Raw genomic sequence first — 19,230 nt, 5'->3', positions numbered from 1 at the left:
ACCGTTGAAGGAAAGGGTCCCCTTCCCTTGCAATCGTGAGGCACCCGCGCCTCAATGGAACCGCACATTCCGACGGACCGTCGGTCACGCCTCCGCACGGCGTCCCGCACCCCACGAGCGGACGGTCCGCGTACACGTCTCCCCGCACCCTCACCGGGCACAGAGGTGAGGAGCCCGTGTGCCCGGACCAGGGCGGACGGCTCCGTCCCGACCATCCCCACATGGCAATTCCCCCACAAGGGAAGGGATTTCGATGAGAGGCAAGCGACTCGCAACGGTCTCGGCGTTAGCCGCCGGCACCCTCGCCGTGACCGGTCTGGCCTTCGCGCCGGCCGCCGCGGCCGTCACTCCCCAGACGGCCACCATCAACGCCACCTGCACCATCGGTGGCGGCGGTGAGGCCACCCTCACGGCCACCCAGGACGGCACGGCCGCGACCATCACCCTCAGCTCCACCGCCATCACGGCCCCGATCCCCATCGCCGCGGACTCGGTCACCTCGACCCTCTCCCTGGTGGACGCGAACGGCGGGACCACCGCGTTCAGCGGCAGGAGGAACCCGGCGATGGCCACCGGCAGCGGAGTGTCGGTGGGCCCCCTCGACGGCACCGTCGCCTCCGGCGACAGCCTGGAGTTCTACGGCGGCTCGCTGAAGATGACCATCTTCGGCATCACGATCACCTGTACGGCGGACGGACCGCAGTCCCCGGGCCCGTTCGTCTTCGACTGACCCGGCGCTCCCCGAGGTGAAGAGGGCCGGTGCCGCCCGCGCGCAGCGGCACCGGCCCGGTTCCCGCTCCGGCCCGGTTCGACCCGGCCCGACTCCCCGCGAGCGTCCCGTGGCCGGCTCGCGACCGGCCCGTGATTGGCCAACTCCTCGACCAGTGAAGCGCGTTGGCGACCATGACAGAAACTGATGGGCCATCAGTCACTGCACCGGGACTCCATTGACTTCTCACACGGCCGGCACATCAATGTCCCCCTGGCGGCGCAGACGAGCCGCTGCGCCCGCATCCCTCAGGAGGGGGCAACACCCATGGCAACCACGGGTCCGACAACCCGAAGACGCCGCCTCGCGGCACTGCTCGGGGCGACCGTACTCGCGCTCACCGCGGGAGGTGCGCTGGCCGCCCCGGCCGGCGCCGCTTCCGTGAACGTGGACTTCGCCACGCACTGCATCCCGCCGGCGATCGCGGGCCTCCCCCCGATCGACGGCACCACCACCGCGAAGATCACGGTGGACAACGCGAGTCCCCAGGTCGGCGACACGGTCACCGTGACCTACACGGTGGTCACACCCGCCGCGAGCAACCCCACCGACCTCGCCCTGCCGGCCGACATCATGACGCCGACCGGCAAGGTCACCGTCGGCGGGGCGCAGACGGGCAGTGTCACGGTCGCGGGGCCGAAGAAGAACGACCCGGTGCCGGGGCGGGGCGCCTTCCCGTCGTTCTCCATGACCGGCACGTTCACGGTCACCGCGCCCGGGGCGATCACCCTCTCGCCCGGTGACTACAACATCCACACCAGCTACATCCTGGAACTGGACACCCCGTGCACGGTCACCAACCCGCCCGCCCCGGTGTCGGAGACGGTCACCGCGACCGGCGGCGGACAGACCAACACCCGGGCCATCCAGCTCGGTTCGGCCTCCGGGAACCCCGGTGACAGCGTGACCGTCACCGGAAGCGACTTCACCCCGGGTGCCACCGTCACCCTCGCCGGACGGTCCGGGGCCACCCAGACCGCCGACACGGCGACCGTGACCGCGAACGCCCAGGGCTCCTTCAGCGGCTCGCTCGTCGTCAACGACAAGACGACGACCGGCGTGGTCGCGTACGAGGGAGGAAGCTGGGACCCGGACACCGGAGCGGGTCCCGCCGCGTATGTCGTCGTCGACAACACGCCCGTCCCTGACGGCAGTCAGAAACTCACCACCACGGTGAGGGCGGGAACCCTGTCGATGACCCAGGCCGGGGACGCCGTAGCGCTGTCGGCGGTCGACTACGGCAAGGGGGGTGCCTCCACGGGCGCCCTGCGGACGGTGACGGTCAAGGACTTCCGCGGCGGCCCCGCGGGCTGGTCCCTGACGGGCAAGGTCACCGACTTCACCGGTCCCGGCGCGAAGATCGACGCCGGTGCCCTGACCTGGACCCCGGCCTGCGCCACCAAGGCCGGCAGCCCGAGCACCTGCCAGTCCGGCTCGTCCGGCACGGTCGGCCTCTCGGGAGCGACCCTGGCGTCCACCCCCAACGGAACCCTCACCGGTGGTGAGTTCACCGTCGACGCCGGACTGTCGCTGAACGTACCGGAGTTCACGCCTCCCGGCTCCTACTCCGGTGTGCTCACGCTGACGCTCAGCTGACCGGTCCGCCACTCGACCGGTCGTCCGCACCCCGGTGGCCGGGCGCGCACCCGCCCGTCCACGCAGGGGCTGTCACGACGACAGCCGCCAGTCCGCCGATGCCGTCCGCGGGGGTCCGCACCCATGCGCAAGCCGTACGCCCTCCTCCTGAGCGTGTTCCTGGTCCTGCCCGCCCTCGTGGCCCTCATGACCACGCCCTCGTACGCGGCCGACAACGGAAGCTGGTCGGTCTACCCCGTCTCCTCGCGCGTCGCCGCGCGACCGTACTTCTATCTCTCCGCCGATCCCGGCCAGACGCTCCGGGACAAGGTCACCGTCGCCAACAAGACCGGTGACCCGCTGACGTTCCGGCTGTACGCCGCCGACGCCTACAACACCGCCCGCGACGGCGGTTTCGCCGTGCGCACCCTGGCGGAGAAACAGCGCGGGGTGGGGGCATGGGCCCGGCCCGCGCGCTCCCGGGTCACCGTGCCCGCGCACGGCAAGGTCACCGTGCTGTTCACCCTGCGGGTTCCGGAGCGGGCCGAACCCGGCGACCATCCGGGCGCGCTGGTGGCGCTCGACGAACGGATCGAGAAGGGCTCCGGCTCCCTCTCGGTCGGGGTGCGACGCGCCGTCGCGGCCCGGGTCTATCTCCGGGTCGGCGGCCCGACGGTCCCCGCCCTCGCGGTGGAGAAGGTCCGCCTCACCCACCACCAGCCGCTCATCCCCGGCACGGGCTCCGGCACGGCGACCGTCTCGTACACCCTCCACAACACGGGCAACGTCACGCTGAACCCGAAGGTGCGGCTGAAGGCCGAGGGGCTCTTCGGGCGGACGCTGCTGTCCCGCGAGCTCGCCGGCATTCCCTCGGAACTGCTCCCCGGCCAGCGGGTCCGGCTCACCGCGCCCTGGCACGGGGCGCCTCAACTCGACTGGGGCGACGTGACGTTGACGGCCAGCGCGGCCGGGACCAGAGAGTCGGCGCGAGTGTCGTTCCTCGCGCTGCCGTGGCTCGTGGCCGTGCTGGCGGCGGTCGCGACCGCCGCGGCCCTGATCACGCTCAGAGTGCGTCGGGCCCGCGTTCGCCCGTCCGAACCCGGACGACCGTCTCCACCGGTACGGACCACACCTTTCCGTCCCCGATCTTCCCGGTCTGCGCGGCCTTGACCACCGCGTCGATGACCGCGTCCGCCTCGGCGTCCCCGACGACGACCTCGATCCGGGCCTTCGGGACCAGGTCGACCTGGTACTCCGCGCCGCGGTACACCTCGGTGTGCCCGCGCTGACGCCCGTACCCGCTGGCCTCGGTGACGGTCATCCCGTGCACACCGAGCTCCTGGAGAGAGGACTTGACCTCGTCGAGTCGGTGGGGCTTGACGATCGCGGTGATGAGTTTCATGCCCGGGGCTTGACCTTCTGCGTGGTGGGAAGGGACGACGACACCGGGGCGCCGTGGCCCAGGACCCCGTGATCGTAGGCGCTCTCGGCGTGCACCGTAAGGTCCAGGCCGGTCCGCTCGTGCTCCTCCTCGGCCCGCAGCCCCATGAGCCGGTCGATCACCGTGCCGATGCCGTACGTGGCGGCGAACGCGTACCCCCCGACGGCCGCCACGCCGACGAGCTGCCGGCCGAGCTGTCCGAGCCCCCCGCCGTACAGCAGCCCCTCGGCCCCGCCGGTCATCCCGTGGACGGCGAAGACGCCGATGAGGAGCGTGCCGATGACCCCGCCGACCAGATGGACGCCGACGACGTCCAGCGAGTCGTCGTAGTTCAGCCGGAACTTCCAGCCCACGGCGTACGAGCAGACGGCGCCGGCGGCGAGCCCGACGGCGAGCGCGCCCAGCAGGGACACCACCCCGCACGACGGGGTGATGGCCACGAGACCGGCGACCGCGCCCGAGGCCGCGCCCAGGGTGGTCGGGTGGCCGTCGCGGCGCTGCTCGACGAGGAGCCAGCCGAGCAGGCCCGTGGAGCCGGCGGCGAGGGTGTTGAGGAAGGCGGCGGCGGCCAGACCGTTGGCGCCGAGGGCGGACCCGGCGTTGAAACCGAACCAGCCGAACCACAGGAGACCGGCGCCGAGCATGACCATCGGGAGGTTGTGCGGCCGCATGGCGTCCTTCTTGAAGCCGAGCCGCGGTCCGAGCACCAGACACAGCGCGAGCCCGGAGGCACCCGAGGTGATCTCGACCGGCATACCGCCCGCGAAGTCGAGGGCGCCGAGACCGTCGCGTATCCAGCCGCCCGGGCCCCACACCCAGTGCGCGACGGGAACGTATACGAGCAGCGCCCAGGCGGGCACGAAGACCAGCCACGCCCCGAACCTCGCCCGGTCGGCGACCGCCCCGCTGATCAGCGCGGCGGTGATGATCGCGAAGGTGAGCTGGAAGGTGGCGAAGAGCAGGGTGGGGACGGACCCCTGCACACTGCCGGGCCCGAGCCCGGCCATCCCGGCGTGCTCCAGGCCGCCGACGAGCCCGCCGAACGCGTCCTCGCCGAAGGCGAGGGAGTATCCGGCGGCCAGCCACACGACCGTGACCAGGGCGATCGACACGAAGCTCATCATCAGCATGTTGAGCACGCTCTTCGCGCGGACCATACCGCCGTAGAACAGGGCGAGCCCGGGGGTCATCAGGAGCACGAGCGCGGTGGCGGCGAGCAGCCAGGCTGTGTCGCCGGTGTCGATCCGGGAAGCGGCCAGAGTCACGGTCTCTCCAACGGAGTGGGGGCACGAGGTGAGGGCGTCGTCAGAGCGTCGTGGGCGTGCGTTTCCGGTTGCGTTCGCCCACGTTTCGGGCGTGTTTCATTGCGCCGTGATTTCCGATTCCTCACCGGGGAGGACCGCGGCCCACGGCTCCGGAACGCCTCGCGCCGACGAACCGGAACGATCGCTTCACTCGTGCGGAGGCGACCGCTCCGCGCCTCTCGAACACCTTGGTACGGCGGGCACCCGACGATCAGGGACAATGGGCGCCATGAGCGTTCGCAATCAGTCATCCGAGCCGTCCGAGGAGAGGGGCACCTCGCGTCCCCTCGACGCGGTGGAGAACCACCGCGCCGGCTTCGCCTGCTTCGTGGGCCGCCCCAACGCGGGCAAGTCCACCCTCACGAACGCTCTGGTCGGCCAGAAGGTGGCGATCACCGCGAACCAGCCGCAGACCACGCGGCACACCGTGCGTGGCATCGTGCACCGGCCCGACGCGCAGCTGATCCTGGTCGACACCCCTGGCCTGCACAAACCGCGCACCCTGCTGGGCGAGCGGCTCAACGACATCGTCCGCACGACCTGGGCCGAGGTCGACGTGATCGGCTTCTGCCTGCCCGCGAACGAGAAGCTCGGCCCGGGTGACCGTTTCATCGCGAAGGAACTGGCGTCGATCAAGAAGACGCCGAAGATCGCGATCGTCACCAAGACCGACCTCGTCGACAGCAAGACGCTCGCCGAGCAGCTCATCGCGATCGACCAGCTCGGCCGGGAGCTCGGCTTCGAGTGGGCCGAGATCGTCCCGGTCTCGGCGGTCGGCGACTCGCAGGTGGGTCTGCTGGCGGACCTGATCGTCCCGCTGCTGCCGGAGGGGCCCGCCCTCTACCCCGAGGGCGACCTGACGGACGAGCCGGAGCAGGTCATGATCGCGGAGCTGATCCGCGAGGCCGCCCTGGAGGGGGTCCGCGACGAGCTTCCGCACTCCATCGCCGTCGTGGTCGAGGAGATGCTGCCGCGTGAGGACCGCCCGGCCGACAAGCCGCTCCTGGACATCCACGCCTTCGTCTACATCGAGCGCCCCAGCCAGAAGGGCATCATCATCGGCCCCAAGGGCAAGCGCCTGAAGGACGTCGGCATCAAGTCCCGCAAGCAGATCGAGGCCCTGCTGGGCACGCCGGTCTTCCTCGACCTCCATGTGAAGGTCGCCAAGGACTGGCAGCGCGACCCCCGGCAGCTCCGCAAGCTCGGCTTCTGAGAGGGCTTCGCCCCGGGGGGTGCGCGTCGGCTCCGCCCCCCGGGAGTCCGCTTCTCAGCCCGCGGTCACCGTCGTGTGCACGGCACCGTCGAGCCCGGCCAGCAGCACCGGCGTCGCGGCCCCGCCGAGATCCCGTACGGCCGCGCGGTCCGCGTCGCTGACGGCCTCGGCCCCGGACACCACGGCCGCCGACTCCAGGGACTTCGCCCCGGACGCCACGGCCATCGCCACGGCCGTCTGCAGAGCGCTCAGCCGCAAGGACTCCAGCTCCACTGTCCCGGCGACGTAGGTACGTCCCGTCTCGTCGCGTACGGCCGCGCCCTCGGGCACACCGTTGCGGGCCCGTGCGGAACGGGCCAGGGTGACGATCTTGCGGTCCTCGGGGTCGAGCGCGCTGCTGTCGGTCATGACCAGAGCATACGAAGTGCCGGCGCCCCCTCCCTCCGAAGGGTCATCCGGCCACCGGGTACATCGACCCCCGGCGCCCCTCGGGCGAGGCGAGCCACTCCAGTTTCGCGGCCGTGTTCGCCTCCGGCAGCGGCGTGTGCAGCACGATCGTGAGGTCCGGCCGGACCGGCACCTTCATCGCGGTGGACTCGACGGCGAGCAGTCCCACGAGCGGATGGTCGAGCTCCTTGCGGATCTGCCCGGCGTCCTCGATGTCCCGCCGCCCCCACAGCTCCGCGAACTCGGCGCTGGCCTCGGTCAGCCGGGCCAGCACCTCGCGGAACCCCTCGTCGTCCGGCGCGGCGGCGCACGACGCGCGGAACTGGGCCACGACGGTACGGGCGTTGTGCTCCCAGGTGCGCGAACGGCCGCGGTAGAGCGGGTCGGTGAAGAAGTCGACGATGCAGTTCTGGGTGTTCTCCGGACGCATGCCGAGGACCACGGCGGCGGCGTCGTTGTACATGACGCAGTTGTAGTACGGGTCCATGATGTGCGCCGGATACGGCATCCACGTGTCGATCAGCCGCCGCAGCCCGTCGCACATGTCCCGGTCCCCGGGGGCGACTTCGGGCGCGGGCGGGTTCAGTCCGGCCAGGGTGTACAGATGGCGCCGCTCGGTGTTGCTGAGCCTCAGCACGCGGGCGACGGCGTCCAGGACCTGCGGCGACACGGATATGTCCCGCCCCTGCTCCAGCCATTGGTACCAGGAGGCGCCCACTCCCGCGAGGACGGCGACCTCCTCACGGCGCAGCCCCGGGGTCCGGCGGCGGGCGCCGCCGTCCGGGAGCCCGGCCTCGGCCGGTGACACCCGCGCCCGGCGGCTCATCAGGAACTCGCGTAGTTCCGGGCGCCGTTGGGTCTTCGTCGCCTCCTCCGCCACGTGTCTCCCCCTTCGGTGACTGGTGGTGCGGCCACCAGCATAAGTTGCGGCTCCCCACGGATATTCCGGCCGCCGCAGGCTCTTGCCATGACCACAGAGACGACCACGAAGACGACCACCGGGTCCACCGCCCGCACCCCCGGCACCGGCACGCCGGGCATCGATCCGGGCACCACGAACGGCCCCCGGGCCGACACCTCCACCACCGCGCCCGCCCGCCCGGAGGACGGCCGGCCACCGCGCGCGGACCGCCTGTCGCGGCGCGACGCACTCGTGCTCTTCGTGCTGTGCGCCGCCCAGTTCATGGTCGCGCTGGACTTCTCCGTGCTGAACGTGGCGCTGCCCGTGCTCGGCCGGGACCTCGGCATGAGCCCGTCCGCGCTCCAGTGGGCGGTCACCGCCTTCGCGCTGCCCTCCGGCGGCTTCCTGCTCCTCTTCGGCCGTATCGGTGACCTGTTCGGCCGCCGGCGGCTCTTCCTGACCGGGCTGACCGTGTTCGGGGCGGCCTCGCTGCTCGCGACCTTCGCCTGGGACCCCGCGTCGTTCCTGGCCGGACGGGCCGTGCAAGGGCTCGCCGCGGCGGCGATCGTGCCGACCGGCATGTCGCTGCTGACCACGACCTTCCGCGAGGGGCCCGCACGGGACCGCGCGCTGGGCATCTCCGGCACGCTCCTGTCGCTGGGCTTCACGGTCGGCATGGTGGCGGGCGGCGTCCTGACCGACGTGCTGGGCTGGCGTTCGACGATGGGGCTGCTGTCGCTGTTCGCGCTGCTCGTGCTGCCGCTCGCCACCGGCCTGCTGCCCGCGTCCGGCCACCGGCACGCGGACACGGCCGGTGCCGGTGCCCCGGACCGCCCCCGTCTGGACCTCCCCAGCGCGGTCACCGTGACCGGAGGCCTGCTGGCCCTGATCTACGCGCTCTCGACGGCGGCGGACCGCGGATTCGGCGGCGCGGACGTCGTCACGACGCTCGTCGCGGGCGTGCTGCTGCTCGGCGCCTTCGTACGGATCGAGTCCCGTGCCGACGCCCCGCTGGTCAGCCTGAGGATGCTGCGCCGCCGCACGGTGGCGTGGGGCAACCTGGGCGGCCTGGTCACCTTCTCGATGATGTCGACGGTCGTCTTCGCGCTGACCCTGTACCTCCAGGAGGCGCTCGGGCTCTCGGCCTTCGAGACCGGCCTGGTCTTCGGCGCGCAGGGCGCCCTGTCGGCCGTCGCCGGGATGGTCGCGCCGAAGGTCATCGGCCGGTTCGGCGCCCGGCGCACCCTGGCCGGCTCGCTGGCGGGACAGGGGCTGTTCGTGGCCGCGATGCTGCTGCTGAACGCGCACACCTGGTCCGTCTGGATCGCCACGGCCGGGGTGTCGCTGGCCAGCATGTGCCACCTGGGCGCGATCATCTCGTACGGCCTGACCGTCACCTCGGGCGTCCCCGACGAGGAGCAGGGCCTGGCCACCGGCCTGGTGACCTCCACCCAGCAGGTGGGCATCACCGTCGGTATCCCGCTCCTCGGGGTTCTCGCGACCACGTCGGACGACCTGCTGGCCGGCGTCCACACGGTCCTCGCCCTGGACGCGGCGATCGTGCTCGCGGCGGCCGCGCTGGTCGCGGTCGGACTCGGACGGCAGGGCGCGGGGCGCACCCGCTGAGGGCGGGGCGGGTTCTGCCGGGTCGCGAGGGGTCAGGGACGGTCGAGACGGAGCCGCTCGGCCCGCGGCAGACCGGCCACGACGAGGTCGTACGAATCCTCGATGAGCTCCCGGACCAGGCCGTCCGGGAGCTCGCCGTCGACGGTCACCGTGTTCCAGTGCCGCTTGTTCATGTGATAGCCGGGGACGATCAGTCCCGGGTGCTGCTCACGCAGCCGGATCGCGTCGTCCGGGTCGCACTTCAGGTTGACCGTGAGCGGGCGTCCCTCCAGGTTCGTCAGCGCGAAGAGCTTGCCCAGCACCTTGAAGACCGAGGTCTCGGGGTTGAAGGGGAAGTCCTCGACACCGGCGTTGAAGGACAGGCAGAACGCGCGCAGTTGCTGCGGGGTCATTCCTGCTTCTCCTCCTTGGCCCCCGCCCGGGTCGGCCCGGCCGGGTCGACCGGCTCGACGAGCACCGTGACGATCTTGTTCCGGCGGCCGGCGGCGGCCTCCGCGGTAAGCCGCAGCCGGCGTCCGTCGGGCAGTTCGACCACCGAGGAGGCACCGGCGATGGGCACCCGTCCCAGGGCCTTGGCGAGCAGCCCGCCGACGGTCTCCACGTCCTCGTCGTCGTAGGCCTCGAAGCCGTACAGCTCGCCGAGGTCGCCGATGTCGAGACGGGCGGTCACCCGGAAGCTGTCGTCGCCGAGCTTGTGGACGGGCGGCAGCTCGCGGTCGTACTCGTCGGTGATCTCGCCGACGATCTCCTCGAGGATGTCCTCGATGGTGACGATGCCGGCCGTGCCGCCGTACTCGTCGATGACGACGGCGACGTGGTTGCGCTCCTGCTGCATCTCGCGCAGCAGATCGCCGGCGTTCTTGGTGTCGGGCACGAACGTGGCCGGCCGCATGGCCGTGGACACCAGCTCGGACTCGGCGTCGCGGCTGATGTGGGTCTTGCGGGCCAGGTCCTTGAGATAGACGATCCCGACGATGTCGTCCTCGTTCTCGCCGGTGACGGGTATGCGCGAGAAGCCCGAGCGCAGGGCCAGGGTGAGGGCCTGCCGGATGGTCTTGTAGCGCTCGATGACGACGAGGTCCGTGCGGGGCACCATGACCTCGCGCACGAGGGTGTCGCCGAGCTCGAAGACGGAGTGCACCATGCGGCGCTCCTCGTCCTCGATGAGCGACTCCTTCTCGGCGAGGTCGACCATCGCCCGCAGCTCGGCCTCGGAGGCGAACGGGCCGCGCCGGAATCCCTTGCCGGGGGTGAGCGCGTTGCCGATGAGGATCAGCAGCGGCGGGATGGGTCCCATGATCCGGGCCAGCGGCAGCAGGACGTACGCGGCCGCGGTGGCGGTGTTCAGCGGGTGCTGGCGGCCGATGGTGCGCGGCGAGACACCGACCGCGACGTACGACACGAGGACCATGACGGCGATGGAGACGGCCAGGGCCTGCCAGGTCCGGTCGAACTCCTTCAGACAGGCGAAGACGACGAGCGCGGCGGCCGCCATCTCGCAGGCCACGCGGACCAGCAGCGCCACGTTCAGATAGCGCGTCGGATCCGCGGTGACCTGGACGAGTTTGGCGCTGCCGCGCCGGCCGCCGCGGACCGCCTCCTCGGCGCGGAAGCTGGAGACACGCGCGAGGCCCGCCTCCGCGCAGGCGGCGAGCCAGGCGACGACGACCAGAACGATGGCACCGATGACCAGCTGTGGACTCATGACACGGTCGGGGCCGGAGACGGACCCGTGATGCCCTTCTCCGCGCGCCAGCCGTCCACGATGGCGGCCTGAAGCCCGAACATCTCGGCCTTCTCGTCGGCTTCCTCGTGGTCGTAGCCGAGGAGGTGCAGCACGCCGTGAACGGTGAGGAGCTGGAGCTCCTCGTCCATGGAGTGCTGCGTCGGGGCGTCCTTGCCCTGCTGCTCGGCGACCTCGGGGCAGAGCACGATGTCGCCGAGCAGACCCTGCGGCGGCTCGTCGTCGTCCTTCGACGGCGGGCGCAACTCGTCCATCGGGAAGGACATGACGTCCGTCGGTCCCTGCAGGTCCATCCACTGGATGTGCAGCTGCTCCATGGCGTCGGTGTCCACGACGATCACCGAGAGCTCGGAGAGCGGGTGGATGCGCATCCGTGCGAGCGCGTAGCGGGCGATGTCGAGGATCGCCTGCTCGTCGACCTCGGTTCCGGACTCGTTGTTGACGTCGATCGACATGGCGGTGCTGGTCTACTTCCCTTTGTGGCCCCGGCTCTTGTGGGAGCCGTTCTCGGTGCCGTTCTCGCTGTCGTACTTCTCGTACGCGTCGACGATACGGCCGACCAGCTTGTGCCGGACGACATCCTGGGACGTGAGCCGCGAGAAGTGGACGTCCTCGAGACCCTCCAGGATGTCCTGGACCTGGCGCAGACCCGACTTCGTGCCGCTCGGGAGGTCGACCTGCGTCACGTCACCCGTGATCACGATCTTCGAGTCGAAGCCGAGCCGGGTGAGGAACATCTTCATCTGCTCGGCGCTCGTGTTCTGAGCCTCGTCCAGGATGATGAACGCGTCGTTGAGAGTGTTGTGCGTCAACAAATAATCCTGCGTGACGTACAGCGAGTCCTCGGCCGCGACCTGGATACAGACGGCCTCCTCCCGGCCCGCGGGCTCAATGGAGTCGATGAAGCGCATGGGGCGTCCGCCGCCTCCGGCCGCGAGGTACTTGTCGCGCTTGCGTGCGAGGCGGAAGGGCTCGATGCCTTCGGGGAGGCGGATGTCGATGATGTGGGCGTCCCGGTTGAAGGGAACGTCACGGCCACGGGCCCTGCCGGACTTTCGGCCTTCGGCCGTCCGGCGGCGGGTGTACGCCACGCCGCCGAGCGACTGCACCAGGGAGATCACGTCGTCGCGGAGCAGGATCGACGTCGTCGTGTACTGGATGCGGCAGGTGCGGTCCGCCTGGGTGACCGGGCCGCCGTCGGAGTCGAGGAGACCCTGGAGAACGGCCAGCCGCACTTCGACGGAGTTCTGCAGATAGTCGTCCGGGACGAACTTGGAGTGCGAGCGAGTACGCAGCAGGTCCGTCTCACGCAGGATCCGGGTCACCGGATTCTCCAGAGTGACGACATCGCCAGGGCTCTTGATCCGGTTGAGGACGTAGTCGGGCCCGCCCTTGTGCCGCAGAGCGACACCCGGGAGCGCGGCTTCCAGAGCTTCGGCCAGTTCCGGGTCCGCCGTCGCGAAGGAAGGGGTGGTGGACCCTGTCAGACAGCCGTCGCCCAGCAGCAGCCCCAGCGCGTACGGATCCATGGGGACCTCACGCTCGGGGAAACCGACCGGTGCGGTGAGCATCGGCAGCTCGTAGCGGCGCGCGTGCGCCGCACGCAGGTTGCCGATCATCTCCTTCGTCTCCAGGACCCTCCACGGCTTGTCGCGGCGCTTGTCCGAAGCCGTGCGCACGGTCCACAGGTGCTCGCCGCAGCACAGGGTCCAGGAGCCGTCCTGGGCGGTGACGCGGTAAATGTCCTTCTCGCCCTGCGGGTAGACACCAAGGACCGGGGTCGGCTCGCCGTTCGAGCCGACGACGAGGTCACCTACCTGCAGGTCGCCGATAGGCCGCCAGCCGTCCGGCGTCAGGACGTTCGTGAATCGCGGCTGCGCGCGGCCGCGCATGTAGGCCAGCGGCGCGACCTCGATCGTGCCCGAGGCCATCAGTTTCGGGATCGAGTCCGGGTCGAGCATGTCGTGCAGCGCGTCGTAGAGCGGGCGCAGATAGGGGTCGATCTTCTCGTAGAGCGTGCCGGGCAGGAAGCCGAGCCGCTCGCCGGCCTCGACCGCCGGGCGGGTCAGGATGATCCGGTTGACCTGCTTGTGCTGGAGCGCCTGGACGGCCTTCGCCATGGCGAGGTACGTCTTGCCCGTACCGGCGGGGCCGATGCCGAACACGATCGTGTGCTTGTCGATGGCGTCGACGTAACGCTTCTGGTTGAGCGTCTTGGGGCGGATGGTGCGGCCTCGCGAGGACAGGATGTTCTGCGTGAGCACCTCGGCCGGAGTCTCCTGGCCGTCGCCCTCCCCGTTCTCGCTCGCCCTGAGCATGGCGATCGAGCGTTCCACTGCGTCCTCCGTCATGGGCTGCCCCGTGCGGAGCACCAGCATCATCTCGTCGAACAGGCGCTGGACGAGCGCGACTTCACCGGCGTCGCCCACCGCGCTGATCTCGTTTCCCCGGACGTGGATGTCGGCCGCCGGGAAGGCCTTCTCGATCACACGCAGCAGCGAGTCTCCGGAACCCAGAACGGTCACCATGGGGTGCTTGGCCGGGACGGTGAAGTGCGCGCGTGCCTGCCCCTGAGCGGGGCCGTGAGCTGTGGGTGTCTGAGTCATGGGCCGGCTCTGTAGGCCTGCGTATCCTCCTCGGTCGGCACGCTTGCCACACGGGCAGCCTTGCGTTTCCCAGCGTACGTCGCGGGGCTCACGGACCCGTAGGGCTTTTCTCGCGGTGACGAGGTCGTGACCTGAGGGCGTTCAGGCCGAGCGGCCGAAACCGATCGTCGGCACCGCCCGGCGCAGCGGCCAGGGGCGGGTGACCTCGGGGAGCCGGCCCTCCAGGAACGCGTACCGGCTCAGGGCCGCGGGATCCTGGTCGGGGACCGACTGGACCCGGCGCCACCAGGCGGCGATCTCCGACCAGCCGGGCGCCGACAGCGATCCGCCGAACTCCTGGACCGACAGGGCGGCGGTCAGCCCGGCGAACGCGAGCCGGTCGGCGAGCGGCCAGCCGGCCAGCGTGCCCGTGACGAAACCGGCGACGAAGACGTCCCCGGCGCCGGTGGGGTCCAGCGCCTCGACGGCGATCGCCGGGACCTCGGCGCTCTCCCCGGAGCGACCGTCCACGGCGTAGGCGCCGTCGGAGCCGAGGGTGACGACCGCCAGCGGCACGTGCTCGGCCAGCGCGTGCGCCGCCGCGCGGGGGCAGTCGGCGCCGGTGTAGCGCATGGCCTCCTCGGCGTTCGGCAGGAACGCCTCGCAGTGCGCCAGATCGGCGAGGCCCGCCAGGTCCCAGCGGCCGGTGTCGTCCCAGCCGACGTCCGCGAAGATCCGGGTGCCCCGGCTCGCGGCCTGCTCGATCCAGGGCGCGGTGACCCCCGGGGTCAGCGAGGCGACGGCGGCACGGGCGTGCGGCGGGGAGTCCGGCGCGGGCTCCTCCGTGGGTGCCTCGTGCCCATGGCTGACCATGGTCCGCTCGCCCTCGTACGCCATCGACACGGTGACCGGCGAGTGCCAGCCGGGCACGGTCCTCGACGTCGACAGATCGATGCTCTCGCCCTGTTCCAGGGCGTCCCAGCAGTACTCCCCGTAGTGGTCGTCCCCGAAGGCGGCGGCCAGCGAGGTGCGCAGGCCCAGCCGGGCGAGGGCGGTCGCCATGTTCGCGACCCCGCCGGGGCTCGAACCCATGCCGCGCGCCCAGGACTCGGTGCCGCGCACGGGGGCGGAGTCGAGCCCGGTGAAGATGATGTCCAGGAAGACCGTGCCCGTCAGATAGACGTCCCAGGGCGGGTCGTCGGCCCTGCGCAGCCCGGCCAGCGGGTCGACATGGGCCTGGAGGAATGGTCCCTCGCCGTTGATCACGGTGCGCTCCCTGGGATGGTCCGGATCTGGCCAGTGTGCACCACACCGGTCGCGCGGGCCGTGCTTCACGCTGGGGTATCCGAGGTCCGTGGGGCGGCTGGGGCACGTCCCGCCCGCGGGTGCCCGTGGCCCGCGCGTTCCGCGTCCGGGGCCCGCTCCGGCCCGCTCACCTGCCAGAACGCCCCCGCGTCCGCCCGCGCGCACGGCGAGAGCGGTGGCCCGGCGACGGGCTCCGCTTCGCGCGCGGCGCCCCGAGGGGGGTGGGGTTACCCCGGGTCCGTCTCCGCAAACAGGAAGTGCCCCAGATCACACCGTCACGCCTTCTTCGCGGACCCCCCACCTTGATACAAATTGCCCGCGCGTTCCTGTCCGTCGACAGCCGCCCCTCCCCCTCTCTTCTTGAGCCGCTCTCGCCTGCCCTGGGAACGCCCGTGTCCGCCCGCACCCCCACGCCCTGGCCCCTCGTCGCCCTTTTCACGGCCGGGTACCTCGCCGCGTATCTGCTCCCCACCACCGTCGGCCGCCTCGACGCGGGACTCCCGCTGTCGGCCACCCAGGCCGGAGCCGTCGGCAGCGTCCTGCTGCTGAGCTCGGCCTCGGCCGGTTTCCTGCTCGCCTCCCGCGTCGACCGCTTCGGCCCGCGCGCGCTGGCCCGCGCCGGGCTGCTCCTCGCGGCCACCGGCTTCGGCACCGCCGCGCTCTCGACGGCCGTCCCGCTCGTGGTCACCGGCGCGGTCGTCGGCGGCTTCGGCTCCGGTACGGCCACCACGGTCGCCGCGACCGGGATCGCCGGCCGCAGCGATCCGCACCGGGTCACCACGCTGGGTCTGCTCGGCGTCTCCGGCCTCGCGGGCGCGCTGTACCTGACCATCCCGCGGCTGGGCCCGGGGCACGGTCTCCCGCTCGCCGCGATCGCCTGCACCGCGCTGCTCGCGCTGTGCCTGACGGGACGGCTTCCCGCCCGAGCGCCGGCCGATCGCGCCGTGCGCGCCACCGCCCCGCTCCCGCACCGCCGCTCGGGGCTGCTGCTCGCCGGCGCGATGCTCCTCTGGTCCCTGGCGCAGAACTCCCTGTGGGGGGTGAGCGGCCGGATAGGTCTGGCACAGGCGGGGCTCACCGAGGTCGAGGTGGGCGCGGTCTTCGCGGTGGCGCTCGGCGCCGGACTGCTCGGGACGATCGGCGCCGGCGCCCTCGGCCCGCGGCTGGGCCGGGCGCTGCCCATCGGTCTGGGCACGGCGCTGATCGCCGGCTGCATCGCGCTGAGCGCGGCGGCCACCGATCTGACGTCCTTCGCGACGGGCGAGATCGCCTGGAACGCGCTGTACCCGGTCGTGCTCTCGTACGTGATCGGCCTCGCCGCGTCCATGGACCCGCGCGGCCGGTGGGCGGTCCTCGTCGGTTCCGCCTCTTCCCTCGGCACGGCGTGCGGTCCGCTCACCGGCAGCCTGCTGTCCGCGTCGGCGGGTTACCCGGCGATGGGCAAGGTCCTGGCGGCCGGCCTGCTGCTGGTCGGCGTCCCGATGACGCTCGTGGCCCTGCGCCCCCGGCGCACCGGCCAGATCGTCGAGATCCCCGTGCCCGGACTCCCCGCGGTGGAGATCCCCGCGGCCGGAATCGCCGCCCTGGAGATCCCGGTGGCGGGGCTGCCCAGCCTGGAGACCGCCGTGGCGGGGCTGCCCGTCGTGGAGATCGCGCTGGAGGGTGTGCCCGCCCAGCGGGGGGCGTACGGGACGGCGGGGCCCCGGCACTCGGCGGGCGCGGCGGCCGCGGCGCACGCCGCGGGGCCCGTGGGCGTCTGACACCCGAGGGGCCCCGGCCGCCGGAGCACGGGGCGGCCGGGCGCGAGGAGGGGAGGCCCGGGGACGGGCGACCGGACAGGTCCTAAGGGAACTCGTACGCCTCGACCTCGGCGATGTACCGCGCGCGCCGCTCCTCGTCGTGCTCCAGGAAGGACGCCTCGAACGAGTTGCGCGCCAGCTCCCGCAGCCGCTCCTCGCCCAGTCCGAGGGCCTCGCGCACGGCGCCGAAGTTGTCGCCGGCGTAGCCGCCGAAGTAGGCGGGGTCGTCAGAGTTGACCGTGCAGAGCAGCCCGGCGTCCATCATGGCGGGCAGCGGGTGCTCCGCCAGGACGTCCACGGCGCGCAGCCGTACGTTCGACAGCGGGCACAGGGTCAGCGGCACCCGTTCCCGGACCAGCCGCTCGACGAGCTCGGGGTCCTCCATGCAGCGCAGCCCGTGGTCGACGCGCTCGACGCCGAGGAGGTCGAGGGCCTCGGTGATGTACGCGGGCGGCCCCTCCTCGCCGGCGTGCGCGACGCGCCGCAGACCGAGCCCGGCGGCGGCCTCGTACACCTCACGGAACTTGACCGGCGGGTGGCCGACCTCGGCGGAGTCGAGGCCGATGCCGACGATCCGGTCGAGGTAGGGCTTCGCGGCCCGGAGGGTGTCCATGGCGGACTCCGCGGACTCGTCCCGCAGGAAGCACATGATCAGCTGGGTGGAGACGCCGTGGGTCTCCTCGCTGCGCCCGAGCGCCCGCCACAGCCCCTCGACGACCGTCCCCATCGACACGCCCCGGGCGATGTGCGCCTGCGGGTCGAAGAAGATCTCCGCGTGCCGTACGCCCTGCGCGGCGGCGCGCGCGAGGTAGGCGTCGGCCAGGTCCGCGAAGTCCGCTTCCGTCCGCAGGACGGCCATGAGCTCGTAGTACAGGTTCAGGAAGGTCTGGAGGTCGTCGAAGAGGTACGCCTTGCGCAGCTCCTCGGTGTCCGCGTACGGCAGGGTGACGCCGTTGCGCGCGGCGAGCGCGAAGGCCAGCTCGGGTTCGAGGGTGCCTTCGATGTGCAGGTGCAGTTCAGCCTTGGGGAGGGACATCGAAGCATCGTACGGTCGTTTCCCGGGCATACCGAAACCGGCACCTTCCCGGCACCGGGGCGTCGGAGCGGCACCGGGCGGACCCGGAGCGGGAGCGGCACCGGGCCTGCCCACCGGGCGGACCCGGCGCGGCCCGGGCCGTCACCGGCGCTTCGGGACCGGCACTCTCACCAGGTCGTGCGCCACCGTCAGCTCCCCGTCGAACCCCGCAGCGCGGGCCTCGCGCTCGAACTCGCCGGGGTCGGGGTAGCGCTGGCTGAAGTGGGTGAGCACGAGGTGCCGCACCCCCGCCTCCTTGGCCACCCGGCCCGCCTGGCCCGCGGTCAGATGACCGTGGTCGAGAGCCAGCCGGTGATCGCCGTCGAGGAAGGTCGACTCGATGACCAGCAGGTCGCAGCCCTCGGCGAGCGCGTCCACTCCCTCGCACAGCCGGGTGTCCATGACGAACGCGAACCGCTGTCCCCGCCGGATCTCGCTGACGTCGTCCAGGGTGACGCCCCGCAGTGAGCCCTCGCGGTGCAGGACACCGACGTCCGGTCCCCTGATCCCGTGCTCCGCGAGCCGTTCCGGCAGCATCCGCCGCCCGTCGGGCTCGACCAGCCGGTACCCGAAGGACTCGACGGGATGGGAGAGCCTGCGGGCCTCCAGCGTGTACGCGGGAGTCGTCGCGAGGACGCCGTCGTCCGCGACCGGAGCCTCGGTCAGCCGGACGGTCTCGCGGTAGGCGGTGGCGTACCGCAGCCGCTCGAAGAAGTGCTGCCCGGAGAGCGGGTAGTGCGCGGTCACCTCGTGCGGGACGCGGTCGAGGTTGATGCGCTGGATCACCCCGCCGAGTCCGAGCGCGTGGTCGCCGTGGAAATGGGTGACGCAGATGCGGTGCAGGTCGTGCGCGGCGACCCCGGCACGCAGCATCTGTCGCTGGGTGCCCTCGCCGGGGTCGAAGAGGAGGCCCTCACCGTCCCAGCGCAGCAGATACCCGTTGTGGTTGCGGTGCCGGGTCGGGACCTGGCTGGCGGTACCGAGGACCACCAGTTCGCGTGCGGACAAGGCCGGTTATCCGGGAGGCCACTGCATACCGCGGCCGCCCAGGAGGTGGGCGTGCGCGTGGAAGACGGTCTGTCCGGCCCCGCTGCCCGTGTTGAACACGACCCGGTAGCTCTCCAGTTTCTCCTCGCCCGCGACCTCGCCGGCCTCGCGCAGGACGTCCGCCGCGACGGCGGGCTCGGCGGCGGCGAGGGACGCCGCGTCCGGGTAGTGCACCTTGGGAATGACCAGGATGTGGGTCGGCGCCTGAGGATTGATGTCGCGGAACGCCACCGTCGTGTCGCTCTCGCGCACCAGCGTCGCCGGGATCTGCCCCGCCACGATCTTGCAGAACAGGCAGTCGTCCTGCGGCTGCCCGCCCTCGTCCCGCCTCGGCTCCTGCGCCATGCGTGTGCCTCCTCACGCCAGCCGATCATTACCTGCGCATGCTAGCGGCCCCGC

The 19,230-nt window shown here is 71.8% G+C and carries 18 protein-coding genes; 6 read left to right on the top strand and 12 right to left on the bottom strand.

Annotated elements, in window-relative coordinates:
- Positions 1–253 precede the first annotated feature (253 nt).
- The 3 genes from ACF07B_RS02460 to ACF07B_RS02450 all read left to right on the top strand — a co-directional run bounded on the left by ACF07B_RS02460 (position 254) and on the right by ACF07B_RS02450 (position 3,514).
- Complete coding sequence (locus ACF07B_RS02460) at positions 254–730, top strand: hypothetical protein (protein ID WP_369483045.1); 477 nt, start codon at positions 254–256, stop codon at positions 728–730.
- 306 nt (positions 731–1,036) lie between these two features.
- Positions 1,037–2,365, top strand: a complete 1,329-nt coding sequence (locus ACF07B_RS02455) for a beta-xylosidase (protein WP_392177473.1) — start codon at positions 1,037–1,039, stop codon at positions 2,363–2,365.
- 123 nt (positions 2,366–2,488) lie between these two features.
- On the top strand, positions 2,489–3,514 hold the full coding sequence (locus tag ACF07B_RS02450; protein ID WP_392177472.1) for a WxL protein peptidoglycan domain-containing protein: 1,026 nt from the start codon (positions 2,489–2,491) through the stop codon (positions 3,512–3,514).
- Here the strand turns inward: ACF07B_RS02450 and ACF07B_RS02445 are convergent.
- A complete protein-coding gene (locus tag ACF07B_RS02445) occupies positions 3,408–3,746 on the bottom strand; it encodes a P-II family nitrogen regulator (protein WP_362390478.1) in 339 nt (112 codons plus the stop codon). The genes ACF07B_RS02450 and ACF07B_RS02445 overlap by 107 nt on opposite strands.
- Entirely contained in the window at positions 3,743–5,050 is a 1,308-nt protein-coding gene (locus ACF07B_RS02440; protein ID WP_392177471.1) for an ammonium transporter, read from the bottom strand. Before ACF07B_RS02440 ends, ACF07B_RS02445 begins: the two co-directional genes overlap by 4 nt.
- A 259-nt stretch (positions 5,051–5,309) precedes the next feature.
- On the opposite strand from ACF07B_RS02440, the gene era reads away from it, so the two are divergent.
- A complete protein-coding gene (era, locus tag ACF07B_RS02435) occupies positions 5,310–6,302 on the top strand; it encodes a GTPase Era (RefSeq protein WP_362390475.1) in 993 nt (330 codons plus the stop codon).
- A gap of 54 nt (positions 6,303–6,356) precedes the next feature.
- On the opposite strand, the gene ACF07B_RS02430 is transcribed toward era, so the two are convergent.
- Together ACF07B_RS02430 and ACF07B_RS02425 are read right to left on the bottom strand one after the other, a co-directional pair.
- Positions 6,357–6,710, bottom strand: coding sequence for a cytidine deaminase (locus ACF07B_RS02430; RefSeq protein ID WP_362390474.1), 354 nt, complete (start codon positions 6,708–6,710; stop codon positions 6,357–6,359).
- A gap of 43 nt (positions 6,711–6,753) precedes the next feature.
- Positions 6,754–7,575, bottom strand: a complete 822-nt coding sequence (locus ACF07B_RS02425; protein ID WP_369483057.1) for a helix-turn-helix transcriptional regulator — start codon at positions 7,573–7,575, stop codon at positions 6,754–6,756.
- Between the two features lie 141 nt (positions 7,576–7,716).
- Here ACF07B_RS02425 and ACF07B_RS02420 point away from each other — a divergent pair, with 141 nt between their 5' ends.
- Entirely contained in the window at positions 7,717–9,276 is a 1,560-nt protein-coding gene (locus ACF07B_RS02420) for an MFS transporter (protein WP_392177470.1), read from the top strand.
- 32 nt (positions 9,277–9,308) lie between these two features.
- Here ACF07B_RS02420 and ACF07B_RS02415 read toward each other — a convergent pair whose 3' ends face one another.
- From ACF07B_RS02415 to ACF07B_RS02395, 5 genes are all read right to left on the bottom strand, one after another.
- Positions 9,309–9,668 carry an MmcQ/YjbR family DNA-binding protein gene (locus ACF07B_RS02415; RefSeq protein ID WP_392177469.1) on the bottom strand — a complete coding sequence of 120 codons (360 nt, stop codon included), beginning with the start codon at positions 9,666–9,668 and terminating at the stop codon, positions 9,309–9,311.
- Positions 9,665–10,981, bottom strand: coding sequence for a hemolysin family protein (locus ACF07B_RS02410; RefSeq protein ID WP_392177468.1), 1,317 nt, complete (start codon positions 10,979–10,981; stop codon positions 9,665–9,667). The genes ACF07B_RS02415 and ACF07B_RS02410 overlap by 4 nt, the downstream gene beginning before the upstream one ends.
- Complete coding sequence (gene ybeY / locus ACF07B_RS02405; RefSeq protein WP_369483052.1) at positions 10,978–11,475, bottom strand: rRNA maturation RNase YbeY; 498 nt, start codon at positions 11,473–11,475, stop codon at positions 10,978–10,980. Before ybeY ends, ACF07B_RS02410 begins: the two co-directional genes overlap by 4 nt.
- 12 nt (positions 11,476–11,487) lie before the next feature.
- Positions 11,488–13,626 carry a PhoH family protein gene (locus ACF07B_RS02400; RefSeq protein WP_392177467.1) on the bottom strand — a complete coding sequence of 713 codons (2,139 nt, stop codon included), beginning with the start codon at positions 13,624–13,626 and terminating at the stop codon, positions 11,488–11,490.
- A gap of 141 nt (positions 13,627–13,767) precedes the next feature.
- Positions 13,768–14,871: a carbohydrate kinase family protein gene (locus ACF07B_RS02395; RefSeq protein WP_384232830.1), complete on the bottom strand. Its 1,104-nt coding sequence runs from the start codon at positions 14,869–14,871 to the stop codon at positions 13,768–13,770.
- A 431-nt stretch (positions 14,872–15,302) separates the two neighbouring features.
- On the opposite strand from ACF07B_RS02395, the gene ACF07B_RS02390 reads away from it, so the two are divergent.
- Entirely contained in the window at positions 15,303–16,670 is a 1,368-nt protein-coding gene (locus tag ACF07B_RS02390) for an MFS transporter (protein ID WP_392177466.1), read from the top strand.
- Positions 16,671–16,752: 82 nt separating this feature from the next.
- On the opposite strand, the gene ACF07B_RS02385 is transcribed toward ACF07B_RS02390, so the two are convergent.
- The 3 genes from ACF07B_RS02385 to ACF07B_RS02375 form a co-directional block, all read right to left on the bottom strand.
- Entirely contained in the window at positions 16,753–17,745 is a 993-nt protein-coding gene (locus tag ACF07B_RS02385; protein ID WP_392177465.1) for an adenosine deaminase, read from the bottom strand.
- A gap of 141 nt (positions 17,746–17,886) precedes the next feature.
- A complete protein-coding gene (locus tag ACF07B_RS02380; RefSeq protein WP_392177464.1) occupies positions 17,887–18,792 on the bottom strand; it encodes a ribonuclease Z in 906 nt (301 codons plus the stop codon).
- A gap of 6 nt (positions 18,793–18,798) precedes the next feature.
- Positions 18,799–19,176, bottom strand: coding sequence for a histidine triad nucleotide-binding protein (locus ACF07B_RS02375; RefSeq protein ID WP_362390455.1), 378 nt, complete (start codon positions 19,174–19,176; stop codon positions 18,799–18,801).
- Positions 19,177–19,230 lie beyond the last annotated feature (54 nt).

It is taken from the genome of Streptomyces sp. NPDC015532 (assembly GCF_043078065.1).
Classification (GTDB): domain Bacteria; phylum Actinomycetota; class Actinomycetes; order Streptomycetales; family Streptomycetaceae; genus Streptomyces.
The sequence above is the reverse complement of the archived record's forward strand: the minus strand, read 5'-3'. Positions and strand labels throughout refer to the sequence as shown.